Origin of the sequence: Dyadobacter sp. 32 (assembly GCF_902506755.1) — a bacterium.
Lineage (GTDB): Bacteria > Bacteroidota > Bacteroidia > Cytophagales > Spirosomataceae > Dyadobacter.
In genome coordinates this window covers 2368643-2385513 of sequence record NZ_LR735258.1, presented here as the reverse complement: position 1 = coordinate 2385513, position 16871 = coordinate 2368643, and the positions used below count along the sequence as shown (strand labels likewise).

Genomic DNA, 16871 nt, shown 5'->3' with positions numbered 1-16871 from the left:
ATACTGAGAGGAATTGGTAAGTGATCATTGCTTTACATGCGAATTAATGTGTAAAATTGTGATGATAAAACTGTTTGTTCATAATTTATCTTCACTATGGCGAAATTATTCCCTTTTCTACAAATCCATGATTTTTTGAGTGATAAGCTTAGCAAAGAAATATTAGACTATGCGGAGGCAAGGCAGGCGGATTTCAGTCCGTCAACTACTTCCAGTGGCGGAGGAATGGCGATGGTCACTAATCAGCGTATTTCCATGACACTGAAAGATCTAGCAGAATTTGGTCCCGCAATACGAGAGAATATTTTAGCCATTGCTCCCGGAATCATAGAACAATTGAAAATTTCCCCTTTTGAAATCGGAGAAATCGAACTCCAATTAGCGGCCCATGGTGACGGCGCACTTTTTGTAACACATATTGATACAGGTGTGCATGAAAAATCGGAGAAGCCCCGGATAATCAGCCTGGTGTATTACATGCATACACAACCGAAAAAGTTTAGCGGGGGGCATCTTAGGATGCACACTTTGCCCATCGGTGAGGATGACGTACAGCCCGTAGACATTACACCGGATCACAATTCACTGATTGCATTTCCGTCATTTGCTCCGCACGAAGTCCTTCCCGTTGTAGCACCAAATGTTGCTTTTAAAGATTGGCGTTTTGCAGTGAATTGTTGGATTCACAGAGCCTAATCACACTTCTTCCGCCATCAGCTGCTTCTCGTACAATTCTCTGTAAGCGCCGTTTTTGTCCATGAGCTCGGCGTGGGTACCTCGTTCTATAATTTTTCCATCGTCCAGTACCACGATTTTGTCGGCCAGCTTCGCCGAGGAAACGCGGTGTGAAATGATCACCGAAGTGCGCTGATCCATGATCCGCTTCAGATTGTTGAGGATGATATTCTCCGTGTTTGTATCCACGGCCGACAGGCAATCGTCCAGGATCAGAATCTTTGGATCCCGTGCAATGGCGCGTGCAATCGACAGGCGTTGTTTTTGCCCGCCGGAGAGTGTAATTCCCCGCTCGCCCAGCACGGTGCCGTACTGCTGCGGAAAATCCATCACATTGTTATACAGATCGGCATCTTTTACGGCCTGTTCAATCCTTTCGAAGGGCATGTCGGTCGTTCCAAACCGCACATTGTTTTCAATCGAGTCGGAAAACAGGAAGACATCCTGTGGCACATATCCGATTTGTCGCCGGTATGCCTGCACGTTGTAATCGGGCAATGGGATACCGTCAATCCGTATTTCGCCTTCTGTGGGGTCATACAATCGGCAGAGCAGGTGTGCAAGGGTACTTTTTCCAGAACCGGTAGTGCCCAGGATGGCCACAGATTCGCCCTGCTTCACTTCCAGATCAAAGTTTTCCAGCGCCTGTATACCGGAATCGGGATACACAAAGCCTACATTTTTGAATGTTATGGCGCCATTTAATGGCTGATCAATATTTTTTTGCGATACAAGTGTTGTTTTCTCATCCAGAAATTCATTGATCCGTTGCTGTGATGAAGCCGCTCTTTGAATCTGACTGGTGGTCCACCCCAGCGCCATTACGGGCCAGGTAAGCATGCTTACGTACAGTATAAACTCCGTGATGTTGCCGGCAGTAAGATTACCGTTGATGATTTCCTTTCCGCCGACGTAAATGATCAGGATGTTGCTGATGCCCACCAACAACAATATAATGGGATAGAAAAACGAGTCCACCCGGGTGAGGCCCAGCGATTTGTTTTTGAAGTCTTCGGCTTCCTTCTGAAAATTGGTGAAGGAGTGTTTTTCCTGTACAAAAGATTTGATTACCCTGATGCCGGAAAAAGCTTCCTGAACATACGTGGACAGTCCGGAGAGTTGCTTTTGTATCTCCTGGGAGCGCTTCATAATCATGCTGTTCACGATGTAAATGCTAATAGAAAGCAATGGCAAGGGTAGCAACACCCACACCGTCAGGGTCACATTTACGGAAAGCATGTAAGAGATGACCAGGAAAAACAACACGATCAAATTGATGCCATACATCAGCGCAGGTCCCACGTAAATCCGTACATTGCTGACATCCTCGGATATGCGGGCCATCAGGTCTCCCGTGTTATGACTCCGGAAAAAGCTGGTTGGCAAAGTTTGATAATGTTGGTACACATCGTTTTTAAGGTCAAACTCGATGTGACGTGACATGACAATGATTGTCTGCCGTACCAGAAAAAGAAAAATCCCTTTTAGTAAAGCCATCACCAGGATCAGTAAGCCATAGAGCAAGATGCTGAATGCGAAGACATCGTACATGTCCGTCTGCAAGGTTGATCCGTCAAAAAGGTAGTAGATATCCAGCGTTTCGATCACCAGATCCAATGCATACCTGACTAGTTGCGCAGGAAGGATGCCGAAAAGGTTAGAAATAATAGTAAAAACAGTACCCAGTATGAGATACCATTTGTATTTCCATAGGTACTGGTTCAGATACTTTAATGCTTTCACGCGTTAAATGATAAAATTCGGCAAATTGAGAAAATGACCTTACTTAATTTCGTTTTACGAGATGCAGGCAGGGAGGTTTCTGATTCCCGGGCCACGAGCAAAATATGTTAATGGCGTGAACCGGCTTGCAACATCACAAATTCCCACCAAAATGTTCCATTTACAGGCAACGTGCAAATGTTTTAAAACGTTGCAAATTTAAAAGGCAACATTTGATTTTTCCGATTCTAAACAAAATAGTCTAATTTTGCGCTCGATTTTAATAGAAACGCAGGGTATTGGCAATCAAGAAACCCTGCCAAAATATGCAGACACGTTCTTTGGTTTACTGTACCTTTTATCCAATTAGTATTCGGGCTTATGCTGAATAGAAGATTATTAAGAACAAAAGCTGTTCAGGCGCTTTATGCGCGAAAGCTCACCGCAGATGCCAACCGTCTGTTGGCTCTGGATCACATCGAGGAAGCTTTTGCTCCGGATCTCAATTCGATGGAATTTCAGGATCGCACCAAGCTCACCGGAATGAAACGCCTGGCGGGTATCACGCTGGACGAATTTATAAAACATGGGAAGCCTGGTGATGATGAAGAACTTCCCGCTCAGGTAATTAATGTAGCACGGAGTGCATTTGAAGCCTATCAAAGACAAACCAATGCGGATGGTCAGAAAGTGGTTCGCAGGGTTTTGAATGAAACGGAATCTATCCATGTCGATTTTGTAAGGGTGTTGTCCATGTTTATCGAGCTGGCACATCAGGCAAAAATTGATCGGGAAAGAAGATATGACGATCCGGAGGCACCATTTCCAAAAGATGGTGGCCTGGATTCCAACAGGGTGATACAGGTGCTTCAAGCCGATAAGAACCTGGAACAGGAGATTATCCGAAATGGGATCAACTGGAGTAATGAGATGGGGATTATCCGAAAAATTTACAAAGAGGCACTCCGCAAAAACGCCGAATACGAGGCCTATTGCAGTAAGGTGGATCATACTGCTGAGGAAGACCAGCTTATTGTTCAGTACATTTTGCGTCAGGTGCTTTTGAAGCATGAAGTTCCGCTTGATTTCCTGGAACAACGTGATCTGTACTGGGTCGATCACAGTGAGTTGATTCGGGGACTGGCGATCAAAACCTTAAAGTCTGCCGATTCTGCCGATACTTTTGAGCTCGCACCACTTACCAAAGATTGGGAGGAAGACCGTTTTTTTGTCGAGGAATTATTTAGGATCGTGCTTGAAGAGAGTGATCAGTATGACCTGTATCTGGATGAGCAACTTAAAAACTGGGAATTGGAGCGGATAGCTTTGGTTGATATGATTATCCTAAAAACCGCCCTGGCTGAACTCATACACTTCCCCGGTATTCCGGTCAAGGTGACGATCAATGAATTTATTGAAATAGCTAAAAGGTATAGTACTCCCAAAAGCGGCAAATTTGTAAATGGTGTGCTGGACGTATTGTCAGTGAAACTGTCAAAAGAAGGTATTATCCGGAAGAGTGGAAGGGGATTGATAGATAATAAGTAAAAAAATGGTTGACTGGTTCGATATTTGTATTTTTACAAAAAACGATTTCAGGGTTTATCAAGAATAATTTTGGGCCTTTGCCTGTCAAAAACTAAAAATATATTGCCATGAGTAAAGCTAGCAATGGATTAATAGCGTTCCTGACCGGGTGTGTCACAGGTGCCGCTCTGGGTATTTTGTATGCGCCCGACAAGGGTGAAGTGCTGAGAACACAGTTAACGTACCGGTTGTCGAAATACAGAGAGAAGTTGCAGACTGTGATCGAAGATCTTGTTCAGCAAAAGGATCAGCCCGATAGTATGGCGCGTACTGAGAGTGAACGTGTGGTCAATGACGCACGCGAAAAAGCCGAAAAATTGCTTGAAGACGTGGATCGTCTGATGGCTCAGATAAAAGGACAGGCAAGCTGATTTTAAGTACATGAAAAAGGCGTCAACGTTTGTTTTTCTGGTAGGCATCGCGCTTGTTTTGGTAAATTGTACGGATGGAGAAAAAAAGAACGAAGCCAAAGTGGCCACTTCGAAACTCCCTACGTTAACCATGCTGGACAGTGCCACTTACGATTTCGGTACTATTAATGAGGGTGACGTGGTGGAGCACACCTTTAATTTCAGGAATGATGGCGTGTATCCTCTGATTATCAATAATATTACGTCATCTTGCGGTTGTACTACGCCTGAGTGGCCAAAAGACGCCGTAGCGTCAAAAACGGTCTCCAGTATTAAGGTACGTTTTGATACTAAACACAAGACTGGCCCACAGGCAAAGACAATCACTGTTTATGCCAATACCGAACCATCAAATCATGATCTTCAATTGAAGGGAATGGTAACCGCAGCCCCAAAGCCGGAGGCCACGAAATAACAATTTCATATTCTAACACGTAATTTTCTCCCAATACCAATGAAATATTCTCTTTTAGCACAAGCAGCAGCAGGTGGCAATCAGGCCATGATTTACCAGGTAGTGATGTGGGTTGGTATTATCGGGGTGTTTTATTTTTTTATGATCCGTCCGCAGCAAAAAAAGCAAAAGGATCTTAAAAATCTTCTTAATAATCTTAAAAAAGGAGATCAGGTGGTGACCATTGGTGGTATCCATGCAAGAATATACACCGTAGACGAAGCAACGATTACACTTGAGCTGGATAAGGGCGTGAAACTTACGGTGGACAAATCGGCAGTAGCACGAACAATTTCTGAATAAGTCATCCATGCTGATAGCCCGTTAAAGAATTGGTAAAATGTGCTTTGTTGTAACCGGGCACATTTTGCCAATATTTTTTTACAAAAATAAAACGAGTCGTGAGCGACATTCCATCGGGTAAAAATAAGATAAAGACGTTTTTGGGCTGCTTTCTGGCAGCTTCCTTTTTCTGGTTGATGAATGTACTCAATAAGGGAAACTATTCTATCAAATTGAGTTATCCCCTTGCGATTGAGTATGATAAAGGGGCATTTGTGCCTGTGCAGCCATTGCCGAAACGCATTTCAGTCAATGTTTCAGGCGACGGATGGAATTTGCTGAGAAGGTCATGGCTTAATTTTAATGCCCTTCCGGTTAGCTATAAGGTTTTAAATCCTACCAAAGCCAGCTTCATTAATTCCACCACACTCACCGATCAGGTTACGGAATTGTTCCCGGATCTGAGGGTGAATTACGTTGTTTCCGACACCTTTGAACTGAGTTTTGAACGTAAAATCCAGAAAATAATTCCAATTAGAATCGATAGCGTTGGTATCAATATGCAAAAGGGATATGTGATATCCAGTATCATTAATGTTTCTCCCTCGCTGATATCGGTAAGCGGCCCTGTTTCGGTGATTCAGTCGTATCCTGATACCCTGCGTATCTCCATTCCCACGCCAAGAATTCAAAATAACTTTGATGAAACCCTGCCGATTATTTTACCCACATCACCTTTGGTAGAGGTGAGCCATAAAGATGTTTCAATTAGTTTCGAAGTAGCGCAATTTTTGAATCAGATCCCCTTGTAATACCAGCCTGCTGGTTTTCTACTATTCCATCATTCCAATGGCAGGACCAAATCTTCCATTACAAATTGGCATAACCGGCGGAATCGGTTCAGGCAAAAGCGTGGTGTGTAAACTGTTCGCTTGTCTGGAAATTCCCGTTTACGATGCGGATAGCCGTGCAAAGTGGCTCACTACACATGATTCAGAAATAAGAGAGCGGATTATAGGATTGCTTGGAGAGGACGCTTATCATCAGGGAATATACAACAGATCCTTTGTGGCTTCAAGGGTTTTTAATCATCCGGAGTTGCTGCGTGGTTTAAATTCGATCGTGCATCCGGCTGTGTTGAAAGATACGGCACGTTGGGTTAGACAGCATACGGATTACCCGTACGTGATCAAGGAAGCCGCTATAATGAACCGGGCAGGAGAGGGTAATAGCCTGGATTATGTAGTTGTGGTGGAGGCTCCGGAGTGGCTGAGAGTTAGGCGTGTACTTCATCGAGATAACCGATCGGAGGAAGAGATCAAAGCAATTATTGCAAGGCAGATAGCGGATGCCGATCGCAAATCGCTGGCTGACTTCACAATTACAAATGACGAAACGAGTGCGCTAATTCCTCAGGTTTTGGCACTGCATCAGCGTTTTATGGGAATAACAGCAGCGATACATTAAAAATCCACATCCAATCCTAAAACTTGTTTTAATTCAATCAGTTGCGGGTTTTTCTCTGCGAGGAAGTTGAACTTTTCGACAGGCGTATAGGGCAGACGCTGCACTTCCTGTGGCGCCACACGAGGGTTGATATCCAGCTTGGTAGTATTGAATCTCGCTTTTAGAAAACTGAGCAGGTCATAGCGCATACCCTGAATGGCTTCGAGCTGGTGATCATTATCAAGGGCAATCTCAATCGAGTGGTCCACCAGGCTGAACGATCTGCGTAAGGCGATTTCTTCTGTGGTAGAGTTCTTCTGGATGCGTCGGTTTTCGGCGAACTCCGTCCATGCACTCTGAAGATTTTCAAAGTTCAGCTCCACAACTTTGCCCTGAACCAAAGCGGGTTTTATTTCCTGAGCAGAAACACTTTTCTCTTCCTTACTATCATTCAGGTTCGGCGTCAGTAATTCGGTGGTGCTGCGCAGGCGGGATGGCCTTGCCGTAGGGATAGCTACGGCTGGCTGAGGCAAAACGGTTTGTGTGGCCGCTACGGAGGCACTTTTCTGGTATTCCGGCGATTTTGGCTCTGAACTGATTAATTGAGATTGTTCTGGCTCAACTTTTTTTTTTGCCGTCTCATCGACGGCTGCAAGCGAATTAAGCTGGAGGAGATTCGTCAGATTGGCCAGTTTCATGAGGCAAAGCTCCACATGCAGCCTATGGTTTTTGGCTGCCTTGTAATGAATGTCACAAAGGCTTGCGACACTTAACGCAGACAGCAGAAAACTCATGTCCGCGTTACGCGATTGTTCCACATATTTTCGTTCCGCTGATTCGGACACCTGCAATAAGGTCACGGTCGCCGGATCCTTACAAACCAGAAGATTTCTGAAATGTTCCAGTAAGCCTACTACAAACAAATGACCATCAAAGCCTTTCCGTAGAATTTCGTCAAAAAGCACAAGCGCTTTGGCAACACTACCGGCGGTTAGGGCATCCGTAATTTTGAAATAATAGTCGTAATCCAGAATGTGCAGATTTTCAAGAACCGCCTCGTAGGTGAGCTTGTTGTTCGTCGAAAAAGTCACATTCAGGTCAAACATAGAAAGCGCATCACGCAGCCCGCCGTCGGCCTTTTGACCAATTAGCTCCAGTGCTTCTTTTTCTGTTTCAATTCCTTCTTTTGCCGCAATATCTGCCAGGTGATAGGCTATGTCTTTTGGTAAGATACGATTGAAATCAAAAATCTGGCAGCGGGAGAGGATCGTGGGAAGGATCTTATGCTTCTCCGTTGTGGCAAGAATAAAAATTGCATAGGAAGGCGGTTCTTCCAGTGTTTTCAGAAAAGCATTGAAAGCCGCCTGCGAAAGCATGTGCACCTCGTCAATGATGTAGATCTTGTACTTACCTGTCTGGGGCGGGTAGCGCACCTGATCGATGAGATTACGGATATCTTCTACCGAATTGTTGGATGCAGCATCCAGCTCGTGAATGTTGAACGATGCGTTGTTCTGAAAGCTGACACAGGATTCACAGGTTCCGCACGCTTCGGCGTCATCACCCAGGTCCTGGCAGTTTATCGTTTTTGCCAATATCCGTGCGCAGGTGGTTTTTCCCACACCCCGTGGACCGCAAAAAAGAAACGCCTGCGCCAGGTGATTGGTGCGGATCGCATTTTTAAGCGTAGTAGTAATATGTGACTGGCCAACCACCGAATCGAAAGTGACCGGACGGTACTTTCGGGCTGATACAACGAAATGATCCATGCCCGCAAGTTAGCTCAGTGCGCCCGAATTTCAAATTACTTTTTCTCGATAAGTGGGTAGACCCGGACGTAATCAACTTCCATTTTTTGAGGGAAAATGCTGTCGTCCACGCCTTTCTGCCCTCCCCAGTCGCCACCTACGGCAATATTAATTAGTAAATGTTGTGGCTTATCAAATGGCCACTCTTGCCATTCCCAGGAAGATTCCTTTTTGAACCTGAAATATTCTTTCCCATCGACGAGGATGGCAATATAGTCGGGCTGCCACTCGCAGGTGTAAACATGGAATTCCGAGGAAACATTTGGCACCAGAATATTATTCCCTTTATTGGTCTTGATGGCATGGTTAAAAGCTTTGGTGTGGACATTGCCATGAACCCGGTTTTGATCAAAACCCACATGTTCCATAATGTCAATTTCGCCATTGTCGGGCCAACCTTTGTTGCCGTAGTTATTCTGGCTTGCCAGCATCCAGATCGCCGGCCAGGTGCCGCGTCCTTGCGGAAGTCTGGCACGTATCTCAAACTTTCCGTACAAAAAATCACCTTTTTCCTTTGATACCAACCGGGCCGAGCTGTAATCAAGTTTTCCGGATTTCTCCCTGATCGCCTCAATAATCAGATTGCCATTTTCGACACGGGCATTTTTTGCATCATTGGTATAATTTTGAAGTTCATGGTTTCCCCAGCCGTGGTCTCCCAGATTATAGCTCCACTTTGTATGGTCAGGCTTTCCGGAATAATTGAACTCATCCTGCCATACTGGTGTGGACCCAAATTCATATAATTTTGGCATCTGCGGGTTGCCGGAAGGTTGTGCGCAACTCACGAGCACATGCAGCGTGCAAACCGCTGTAGAGGCTATCCTGTGCAAATTCTTCATGGTTTCATCTGTGTTTTGTTTTCATACAGCCAATTTTTATCCGCTTTATGTTGGTCAAATCTAAGACTTTTTGAAATAAATATTAGTCTGGTGAAAACGTGTGACGAACATATAAATAGTCAAATTCGGATTAATTTTGCTAACTCATTGAAATGTCAGCACCATGAAGCCGCAAAAATTAATCACAGAAGTTGTTGTCGCACCTTCTGTATGGAAAATTAATCATCACGCGCAGGTAATTACCTGCGGGTCATGCTTTGCTGACGTTCTGGGAGGTCAATTGCACGAGAACAAGTTTCCGGTTCTGAATAACCCGTTTGGTACTGTTTTTAATCCCCTTTCCATAGCCAGGTTGCTGGAGTTGGCCCTGGACGGGAAATTGCCCGATCCGGCACTTTATCACCAGGATGCGGATGGCATCTGGCTGCATCACGACTTCCATTCGTCCATCTGGGGCACCGACCGAAAATCATTTGAAGCTCTGCTGGCTGGCAGGCTGGCAGGAGTACGGAAATTTCTCAAAACGGCAAATTTGTTGGTGATTACATTTGGAAGCGCTTATGCCTATCGGCATCGCAGCTCTAACCTCATAGTCGGCAATTGCCACAAGGTTCCGTCCGACCGTTTTTTGAAGGAGCTGCTCAATCAGGATCAGCTCCTGATCAGTTTTGAGCAGCTCCTGTTTAAGTTGCAGGCGTTCAATCGCAATCTGAAAGTAATTCTTACCGTAAGCCCTGTACGCCATACCCGGGATACATTGCCATTGAACCAGGTAAGTAAAGCCATTCTCCGGCTGATTTCACATCGATTGTCCGAAAAATTCAGGCAGGTTGAATATTTCCCGGCCTACGAAATCATGATGGATGAGCTGCGCGATTACCGGTTTTATGAAGACGATCTGATTCATCCGAATAAACTGGCCGAAGAGCACATTTTTGGTGTATTTACGGATGTATTTATCGAATCAGCATCCATAGATTTTATCAGTGAGTGGCAGTCTGTCAGAAAAATGATGTTGCACAGGCCTGCACACGGACGCACCCGAAGCCAACTTATGCTTTTGAAAACCATCCACGATAAGCTTTCCAAATTAGCGCTGAACGGCAACTTTTCGGAGGAATTAACGATGGTGAAAGCAAGAATTGACGAATTTCCGGTTGAATTGCAAACTCATTAGGTACAATTGGTGTTAACCAAGATTAAAAGTGTCTGGAAAACGCATTTGCCAGGATCATAGTATAGAAAGAAAATCAAGTATCTGAAATCCATTCATGGGAGAATTTACAATAAATAAAGAAAAAGTATTACAGGCGTTAAGCACAGTACAGGAGCCCGACCTAAAAAAGGATCTGGTTACACTGGGGATGATTCAGGATATTGAGGTAGGCGTAAATCAGGTAAAATTTACAGTGGTTCTTACTACGCCCGCCTGTCCTTTGAAAGAACTGATTCGTAGAAACTGTACTGCCGCCATTCATGAGCACTTGAGTCCGGACGTAGAGGTGATCGTAAACCTTACCGCTGATGTGACCACGGTACGGCAAACGGGTCCTTTGCTTCCGGGCGTGAAAAATATCATTGCCATTGCTTCTGGTAAAGGAGGGGTTGGTAAATCTACGGTTACAGCCAACCTGGCTATGGCGCTGCACCGTTCGGGTGCTTCGGTAGGGATCATTGATGCGGATATCTTTGGGCCGTCCATCCCAGTAATGTTTGGAGCTGAAAACATGCAACCGACCATCACGCCTATTGATGGAAAGAACTTTATAAATCCGATCAGGCAGTATGGTATTAAAATGATGTCGATCGGCTTTTTGACGCCTGCTGATAACGCGGTGGTGTGGCGGGGACCGATGGCTAGTCAAGCGCTTAAGCAATTTTTTGCCGATACGGACTGGGGGTCATTGGACTATCTCCTGATAGACCTTCCTCCCGGTACCAGCGACATCCATATTACACTGGTGCAAACCGTTCCCGTGACCGGGGCGGTGATTGTGACCACGCCACAAAAGGTGGCACTCGCAGATGCAATAAAAGGTTTGGCTATGTTCAGGCAGCCTCAGATCAATGTTCCGGTTTTGGGTGTTGTTGAAAATATGGCATGGTTTACCCCAGAGGAATTGCCAGGATCCAGGTATCATATTTTTGGAGAAGGGGGAGGGCAGCGCCTGGCAGACCGGTTTGATGTACCGTTGTTGGGGCAGATTCCTTTGGTACAAGGTATCAGGGAGGCTGGTGATGAAGGCCGCCCGGCGGTGATGAATATGAACCCCATTGTGATAGACGCCTTTACCAATACAGCGGAAGCCCTGGCGCAACAGGTTGCGATCAGGAATGCATCAAAGGGTAAAACGGAGATGGTGGAGATGCAACGGGTATAGTGCCAGCGGCGTAATATTTGATTTCATAAATAAATTTTGCACCTTAGCAAACAGATTACTTTTCAATAATGGATTCAAAAGAAAATACAATAGGACTAATTGAGCAGGCACTTGAAAGTGTACGTCCATATCTGCTTGCCGATGGTGGTGATGTGAAGTTGGTGGAGCTGACGGATGATATGGTGGTGAAGCTGGAATTGCAAGGTTCTTGTCAGAGCTGTCCGATGAGCGCCATGACTTTTCGTGCCGGGCTGGAGGAATCAATCCGCAAAGCGGTGCCGAGTGTATCCCGCGTGGTTGCCGTCAATATTCCGGCGCTGGCCTGATTCTGAAAAAAGGTTGCTCAACGAGATGGATTTGCGGTTGGGCAGTCGTTTTTTGATATAAATATTCGTTTGCATTTAGTTTAGGAATTGATTCATCTCAAATAGTGCCTTATATTGCGGGCAGGATGAAAATGGATTAATCAATATTAAACTATGCGTATTGGCGTTTTTTTTGGGGGCACCTCCCGCGAAAGGGAAATTTCATTTGCAGGTGGAAAAACTGCTTTTGAATATTTGGATAAAGTACTTTTCGAACCAGTACCCATTTTTGTAGATAGTTTTGGGAGATTTATCAAGCTTGAAAAAAGGTTGATGTATGAACCTCAGATTAGAGATTTCCATCCTTCCAAAGATTTACAGGTTGCTGGTTTCAATGCCTACATCGAATCATTTCCGCATCTGGCAGATGAACCGGTACCCGATTCCACCGGAATATTACTAACACCTTCTGAATTCAAAAATCATTTTGACTTTGCTTTCCTGGCCATGCACGGCCCCGATTGTGAAGATGGTGCCATTCAGGGGCTACTGGAATGGTATCGCATTCCGTATAGCGGCCCCGGGCTGATGGGATCGGCCGTGGGGATCGACAAAATACTTCAGAACGAGATGATCGCGCTCGTCAACGGCCAGCAGAAAAAAAGCTGGACACTCCGCTATGATCAGTGGATTGCACGCGATTATGGCATCTTATTTCAGGTTTTAAAAAAGCATCTAGGTCTGCCTCTGGTGGCTAAGGCCCCTCACCAAGGTTCCTCCATAGGAGTCGCCATTATAAAGGAAGACTCGCTCGACGCTTTCGTTGCAGCCATTAATCAATGCTTTTTTCAGCTGGAAATCAGCAAAGAGGAGTGGGGAGGTTATGACGAGTCAGGCAAGCATGATTGGGCGCAGCGTATAGCCAACCTGGACGAAGGCATAGGTTTTCCTCTTATCGTGGGAGGCATAAAGACGGTCTACCACCCCAGTGAACTGATAGACAAGCTCGATGTGCTCTTCAGCGTAAGAAATGAGCCGATTATCCTCAGTAGTGCCCATGCAGAGGATCAGGTATTGATCGAAGAGTTCATCAATGGTCAGGAGTTTTCCTGTGGTTGTATCCAGTTTGACGACGGCAAACCTTTGGCATTGCCACCCAGTGAGGTGATCAAGATGGTGGATGTGTTCGACTTCAATGCCAAATATAAGGCCGGTGCAAGCAGAAAACGTATACCTGTGGACGCTTCACTGGAAACCAATCAGGAAATCCAAAAGGTCATTGCCGAAGTGTTTCAGCAACTGGGCATTAATGTATGTGTACGGATCGACGGGTTTTTGACACGGGAAAAGACAATACTTCTGCATGACCCCAATACCATTCCGGGCATGTCGCCCACGTCATTTATCTTTAAACAAATGGCCGAAATAGGGCTAAACGTAACCGACGCACTTACCTATTTGATCAGGCAATCGATACGGGAAAGAATCAGAACGGGCAAAAATACCTGGGCGCTGAGGAAACAATTGAGTGACTTGGACGAAGCAATTGGTGAATCAAAACGGAAACCGAAGGAGATTAAGGGAATTTTGTTTAAAGCTTCTGATGAACAGTATGCAGCTGCGCGGCTTGCCTACGGGAAGATGAATGCGGTCGGGGATTCTCGCCCGCTACCCGTTCTTCAGGCCGAAGATGGTTTCTATTACGCCTTGCCAATTCCTTTGATGTTTAAGGAATATATTTCTGATGTTGAAAATTTATTGAACAGTGAAAGGCACCCGTTGCTGGCTGAAACTTCATCCAGAGCGACGACCATCACGCAGTTTTTTGCAGGCGATGTGGAACTGGAGGTAAAGAGATTTGCGAGCATGGAGTCGATTCCCGGCGTGACGACCTGGCTTGTTATTGACTAAGAAAGTCCTATTTTTCGACTTTGAATGAAAATAAGAGGGGGATTGAATCCCGAGTTTTACTAATTTACACTTTATAAACAAAATTTGGGCAGTTTGTGTAAGCGTTTTGGGTAAATCCAACTTTTACTATTCAGGGCCTGAATTAGAAAATTCATCAAATTAATGGCAAACGGTCCGGAAAAAGTAAGATTAAGCCTTCAAACGGAAAACAAAGGTTGGAAAAAATGGGGTCCATACCTGTCAGAGCGCCAGTGGGGCACTGTGAGGGAGGATTACAGTGGCAACGGAGACGCCTGGAATTATATCACCTATGAGATGGCCACCTCTAAAACGTACAGGTGGGGCGAAGATGGTATTGGAGGCTTTTCAGATAATAAGCAACATATATGCTTCTCATTCGGATTTTGGAATCATCATGATAAGCTCATTAAGGAAAGAATATTTGGACTTACCAACCGCGAGTCCAACCATGGCGAAGATGTAAAGGAAATGTACTACTATCTGGATAGTACGCCTACGCATTCCTATACAAAAATGCTTTATAAGTACCCTCAGCAGGCTTTCCCTTACGAGAAGCTTCGCCAGGAAAATGGTCGTAGAGGCAAGGCTGATCCCGAGTATGAAATCATGGATACCGGGGTTTTCGATAATGATGAGTATTTTGATATTTTTATTGAACATGCGAAGGCGGATGAAGAAGATATACTGATGAAAGTGACGGTTCATAACCGTGGTCCAAAAGATGCCCCGATTACCGTGTTGCCCACCATCCTGTTCCGCAATACCTGGTCGTGGGGTTATGAAGCTTTCAATTATAAGCCCATGATGAATGGAATCGCCAGCAGGTTAATTGAAATCACACACAGAAAGCACGGGAAATATAATCTTTATCTGGACGGCGCAGATGAGTTGCTTTTTTGTGAGAATGAAACAAATTACAAAAAGCTATACGGTACCCCAAACTCAACAGCCTATCCCAAAGACGGTATCAATGATTACATTGTCAGTGGGAAGAAATCTGCCACTGTTAATCCCAATAATATAGGCACCAAGGCTTCCGCCCGTTTCACCAGAACGGTGAAAGCAGGTGAAAGCATTACCCTGCGTATGCGTTATGTGAACCATACGATCAGCGAGCCGTTCGGGGGCTTTGAAGACCTTTTTGCGAAACGTATCCGGGAGGCAGACGAATTTTATGACGATATTCAGAAGGATGTAGTCGATGAGGATCTGAAATCGATACAGCGGCAAGCTTATGCCGGTATGTTATGGAGTAAGCAATTCTACTATTACAACGTGTATGAATGGCTGAAAGGGGACCCGCTTCGCCCTGAACCGAATGAAGGCAGAAAATATGGAAGGAATGCCGGATGGAAACATTTGTATGCCGCCAATATCATCTCCATGCCCGACAAGTGGGAGTACCCGTGGTTTGCGGCATGGGATCTTGCTTTTCACTGCGTCCCGCTTGCCCGGGTTGATGCCAATTTTGCCAAGCGCCAGCTTGAAATTCTTTTACGAGAATATTACATGCATCCCAATGGGCAGATCCCGGCCTACGAATGGAACTTCTCGGATGTGAACCCGCCGGTACATGGCTGGGCTACCTGGAAAGTGTACGAAATAGATCGGGAGCAAAACAACGGGGTGGGTGATATTGAGTTTCTGGAGAAAATATTTCATAAGCTCCTGCTCAATTTTACCTGGTGGGTTAACCAGAAGGACGATACGGGGAACAATATTTTCAGTGGCGGATTTTTGGGACTGGATAACATTGGTGTGTTTGATCGCTCCACACCAATGCCATTCGGTGGCAAGCTTCAGCAGGCCGATGCTACCGGTTGGATGGCCATGTACACGCTCAACATGCTTAGAATTTCGGTTGAGGTAGCGTTGGTGCACCCGGTATATCAGGATATGGCATCGAAGTTTTTCGAGCACTTTTTGCACATCGCGGGAGCCATGGAGTCCATCGGTGGGAATAATTCTTCCATCAGCCTGTGGGATGAGGAGGATCAGTTTTACTACGATGTGATTCACATTCCCAATGGACAAAGCATTTTGCTGAAAGTTCGTTCGATTGTAGGACTTATTCCTCTTTTTGCAGTGGAACTTCTGGATCCTCAGAACCTGGACAAAATGCCGGTATTCAAGCGGAGGGTAGAATGGGTACTCGCCAACCGTCCCGATCTTGCGAGGTTAATTTCGCGATGGTTTGAATCGGGTAAAGGAGAAAATCGTTTGTTGTCCATTCTGCGTGGACACCGTATGAAAATGATCATGAAGCGAATGCTTGATGAAGGTGAATTTTTGTCGGATTTCGGAGTACGGGCGCTATCCAAATACCACGAAGAAAATCCTTACAAATTTTACATCAATGGGGAGGTGTTACAGGTGGACTACACACCTGGTGAGGCCCTTACCGACATTATGGGAGGCAATTCCAACTGGCGTGGTCCGATATGGCTTCCGTTGAATTATCTCATATTCGATTCGCTCATGAAATTCCACACTTATTATGGTGAGGACTTTATGGTGGAATACCCAACCAATTCGGGCAACCTGGCCACCATCAAAGATGCTGCCATGGGCATAGCAGGACGGCTGATTGATATTTTCAAAAAAGATGCCAACGGCATCCGTGCAGTTAATGGCCTGAACGAGAAGATGCAGAAGGATCCGCATTTTAGTGATCATATTCTGTTCTATGAATATTTTCATGGAGATAATGGCCGGGGTTGTGGTGCTAATCACCAGACAGGCTGGACAGGACTTATCGCAGAACTGATTCTGAAAACCTCAAAGGAAACAGTGAAAGAGGAGCTGGTTATAAGTAAAAAATAACTTTAAATTTTTACATTTACGATTCTATGAATCTGCTGATTTGATTCTTAGTCCCTTTTTGATATGAATAACCGGCAGGCTATTTGTATTAAAGAGGGATTCATTTTACAACTTTACTATTTTTAAATCTTATTCAAAACTTAC

General features: G+C 45.1%; 15 protein-coding genes. 12 read left to right on the top strand and 3 right to left on the bottom strand.

Annotated elements, in window-relative coordinates:
• The first annotated feature begins 96 nt into the window (after positions 1-96).
• The gene (locus DYADSP32_RS09650; protein ID WP_149242925.1) at positions 97-696 is read left to right on the top strand and encodes a 2OG-Fe(II) oxygenase; all 600 of its coding nucleotides are present in this window, start codon (positions 97-99) and stop codon (positions 694-696) included.
• On the opposite strand, the gene DYADSP32_RS09645 is transcribed toward DYADSP32_RS09650, so the two are convergent.
• Complete coding sequence (locus DYADSP32_RS09645) at positions 697-2478, bottom strand: ABC transporter ATP-binding protein (RefSeq protein WP_149242926.1); 1782 nt, start codon at positions 2476-2478, stop codon at positions 697-699. It abuts the gene before it with no gap.
• 360 nt (positions 2479-2838) lie between these two features.
• On the opposite strand from DYADSP32_RS09645, the gene nusB reads away from it, so the two are divergent.
• From nusB to coaE, 6 genes are all read left to right on the top strand, one after another.
• Complete coding sequence (gene nusB / locus DYADSP32_RS09640; protein WP_149242927.1) at positions 2839-4005, top strand: transcription antitermination factor NusB; 1167 nt, start codon at positions 2839-2841, stop codon at positions 4003-4005.
• A 107-nt stretch (positions 4006-4112) separates the two neighbouring features.
• Entirely contained in the window at positions 4113-4415 is a 303-nt protein-coding gene (locus tag DYADSP32_RS09635) for a YtxH domain-containing protein (protein WP_149242928.1), read from the top strand.
• 10 nt (positions 4416-4425) lie between these two features.
• Positions 4426-4869 (top strand): DUF1573 domain-containing protein, encoded by a 444-nt coding sequence (locus DYADSP32_RS09630; RefSeq protein WP_149242929.1) that lies wholly within the window; start codon positions 4426-4428, stop codon positions 4867-4869.
• 39 nt (positions 4870-4908) lie between these two features.
• Positions 4909-5211: a preprotein translocase subunit YajC gene (gene yajC, locus DYADSP32_RS09625; protein ID WP_149242930.1), complete on the top strand. Its 303-nt coding sequence runs from the start codon at positions 4909-4911 to the stop codon at positions 5209-5211.
• A 98-nt stretch (positions 5212-5309) separates the two neighbouring features.
• Entirely contained in the window at positions 5310-6002 is a 693-nt protein-coding gene (locus DYADSP32_RS09620; protein ID WP_414617659.1) for a hypothetical protein, read from the top strand.
• Between the two features lie 37 nt (positions 6003-6039).
• Positions 6040-6657, top strand: a complete 618-nt coding sequence (gene coaE, locus DYADSP32_RS09615) for a dephospho-CoA kinase (protein WP_149242931.1) — start codon at positions 6040-6042, stop codon at positions 6655-6657.
• On the opposite strand, the gene DYADSP32_RS09610 is transcribed toward coaE, so the two are convergent.
• A complete protein-coding gene (locus tag DYADSP32_RS09610) occupies positions 6654-8405 on the bottom strand; it encodes a DNA polymerase III subunit gamma/tau (RefSeq protein WP_149242932.1) in 1752 nt (583 codons plus the stop codon). The genes coaE and DYADSP32_RS09610 overlap by 4 nt on opposite strands.
• Before the next feature lie 35 nt (positions 8406-8440).
• On the bottom strand, positions 8441-9286 hold the full coding sequence (locus DYADSP32_RS09605) for a glycoside hydrolase family 16 protein (RefSeq protein ID WP_149242933.1): 846 nt from the start codon (positions 9284-9286) through the stop codon (positions 8441-8443).
• A gap of 163 nt (positions 9287-9449) precedes the next feature.
• Between DYADSP32_RS09605 and DYADSP32_RS09600 the strand changes: the two genes are divergently transcribed.
• The 5 genes from DYADSP32_RS09600 (at position 9450) to DYADSP32_RS09580 (ending at position 16727) form a co-directional block, all read left to right on the top strand.
• Positions 9450-10463 (top strand): GSCFA domain-containing protein, encoded by a 1014-nt coding sequence (locus tag DYADSP32_RS09600; protein WP_149242934.1) that lies wholly within the window; start codon positions 9450-9452, stop codon positions 10461-10463.
• Positions 10464-10557: 94 nt separating this feature from the next.
• Positions 10558-11667 (top strand): Mrp/NBP35 family ATP-binding protein, encoded by a 1110-nt coding sequence (locus tag DYADSP32_RS09595; RefSeq protein ID WP_149242935.1) that lies wholly within the window; start codon positions 10558-10560, stop codon positions 11665-11667.
• 68 nt (positions 11668-11735) lie between these two features.
• Positions 11736-11993, top strand: a complete 258-nt coding sequence (locus tag DYADSP32_RS09590) for a NifU family protein (protein WP_149242936.1) — start codon at positions 11736-11738, stop codon at positions 11991-11993.
• 153 nt (positions 11994-12146) lie between these two features.
• Complete coding sequence (locus DYADSP32_RS09585) at positions 12147-13883, top strand: D-alanine--D-alanine ligase (RefSeq protein WP_149242937.1); 1737 nt, start codon at positions 12147-12149, stop codon at positions 13881-13883.
• A 162-nt stretch (positions 13884-14045) separates the two neighbouring features.
• The gene (locus DYADSP32_RS09580; RefSeq protein ID WP_149242938.1) at positions 14046-16727 is read left to right on the top strand and encodes an MGH1-like glycoside hydrolase domain-containing protein; all 2682 of its coding nucleotides are present in this window, start codon (positions 14046-14048) and stop codon (positions 16725-16727) included.
• Positions 16728-16871 lie beyond the last annotated feature (144 nt).

Coding starts and splice junctions, on each gene's coding strand:
- DYADSP32_RS09650 (WP_149242925.1), top strand. CDS start 97: ATGGCGAAATTATTCCCTTTTCTACAAATCCATGATTTTTTGAGTGAT.
- nusB (WP_149242927.1), top strand. CDS start 2,839: ATGCTGAATAGAAGATTATTAAGAACAAAAGCTGTTCAGGCGCTTTAT.
- DYADSP32_RS09635 (WP_149242928.1), top strand. CDS start 4,113: ATGAGTAAAGCTAGCAATGGATTAATAGCGTTCCTGACCGGGTGTGTC.
- DYADSP32_RS09630 (WP_149242929.1), top strand. CDS start 4,426: ATGAAAAAGGCGTCAACGTTTGTTTTTCTGGTAGGCATCGCGCTTGTT.
- yajC (WP_149242930.1), top strand. CDS start 4,909: ATGAAATATTCTCTTTTAGCACAAGCAGCAGCAGGTGGCAATCAGGCC.
- coaE (WP_149242931.1), top strand. CDS start 6,040: ATGGCAGGACCAAATCTTCCATTACAAATTGGCATAACCGGCGGAATC.
- DYADSP32_RS09610 (WP_149242932.1), bottom strand. CDS start 8,405: ATGGATCATTTCGTTGTATCAGCCCGAAAGTACCGTCCGGTCACTTTC.
- DYADSP32_RS09605 (WP_149242933.1), bottom strand. CDS start 9,286: ATGAAGAATTTGCACAGGATAGCCTCTACAGCGGTTTGCACGCTGCAT.
- DYADSP32_RS09600 (WP_149242934.1), top strand. CDS start 9,450: ATGAAGCCGCAAAAATTAATCACAGAAGTTGTTGTCGCACCTTCTGTA.
- DYADSP32_RS09595 (WP_149242935.1), top strand. CDS start 10,558: ATGGGAGAATTTACAATAAATAAAGAAAAAGTATTACAGGCGTTAAGC.
- DYADSP32_RS09590 (WP_149242936.1), top strand. CDS start 11,736: ATGGATTCAAAAGAAAATACAATAGGACTAATTGAGCAGGCACTTGAA.
- DYADSP32_RS09585 (WP_149242937.1), top strand. CDS start 12,147: ATGCGTATTGGCGTTTTTTTTGGGGGCACCTCCCGCGAAAGGGAAATT.
- DYADSP32_RS09580 (WP_149242938.1), top strand. CDS start 14,046: ATGGCAAACGGTCCGGAAAAAGTAAGATTAAGCCTTCAAACGGAAAAC.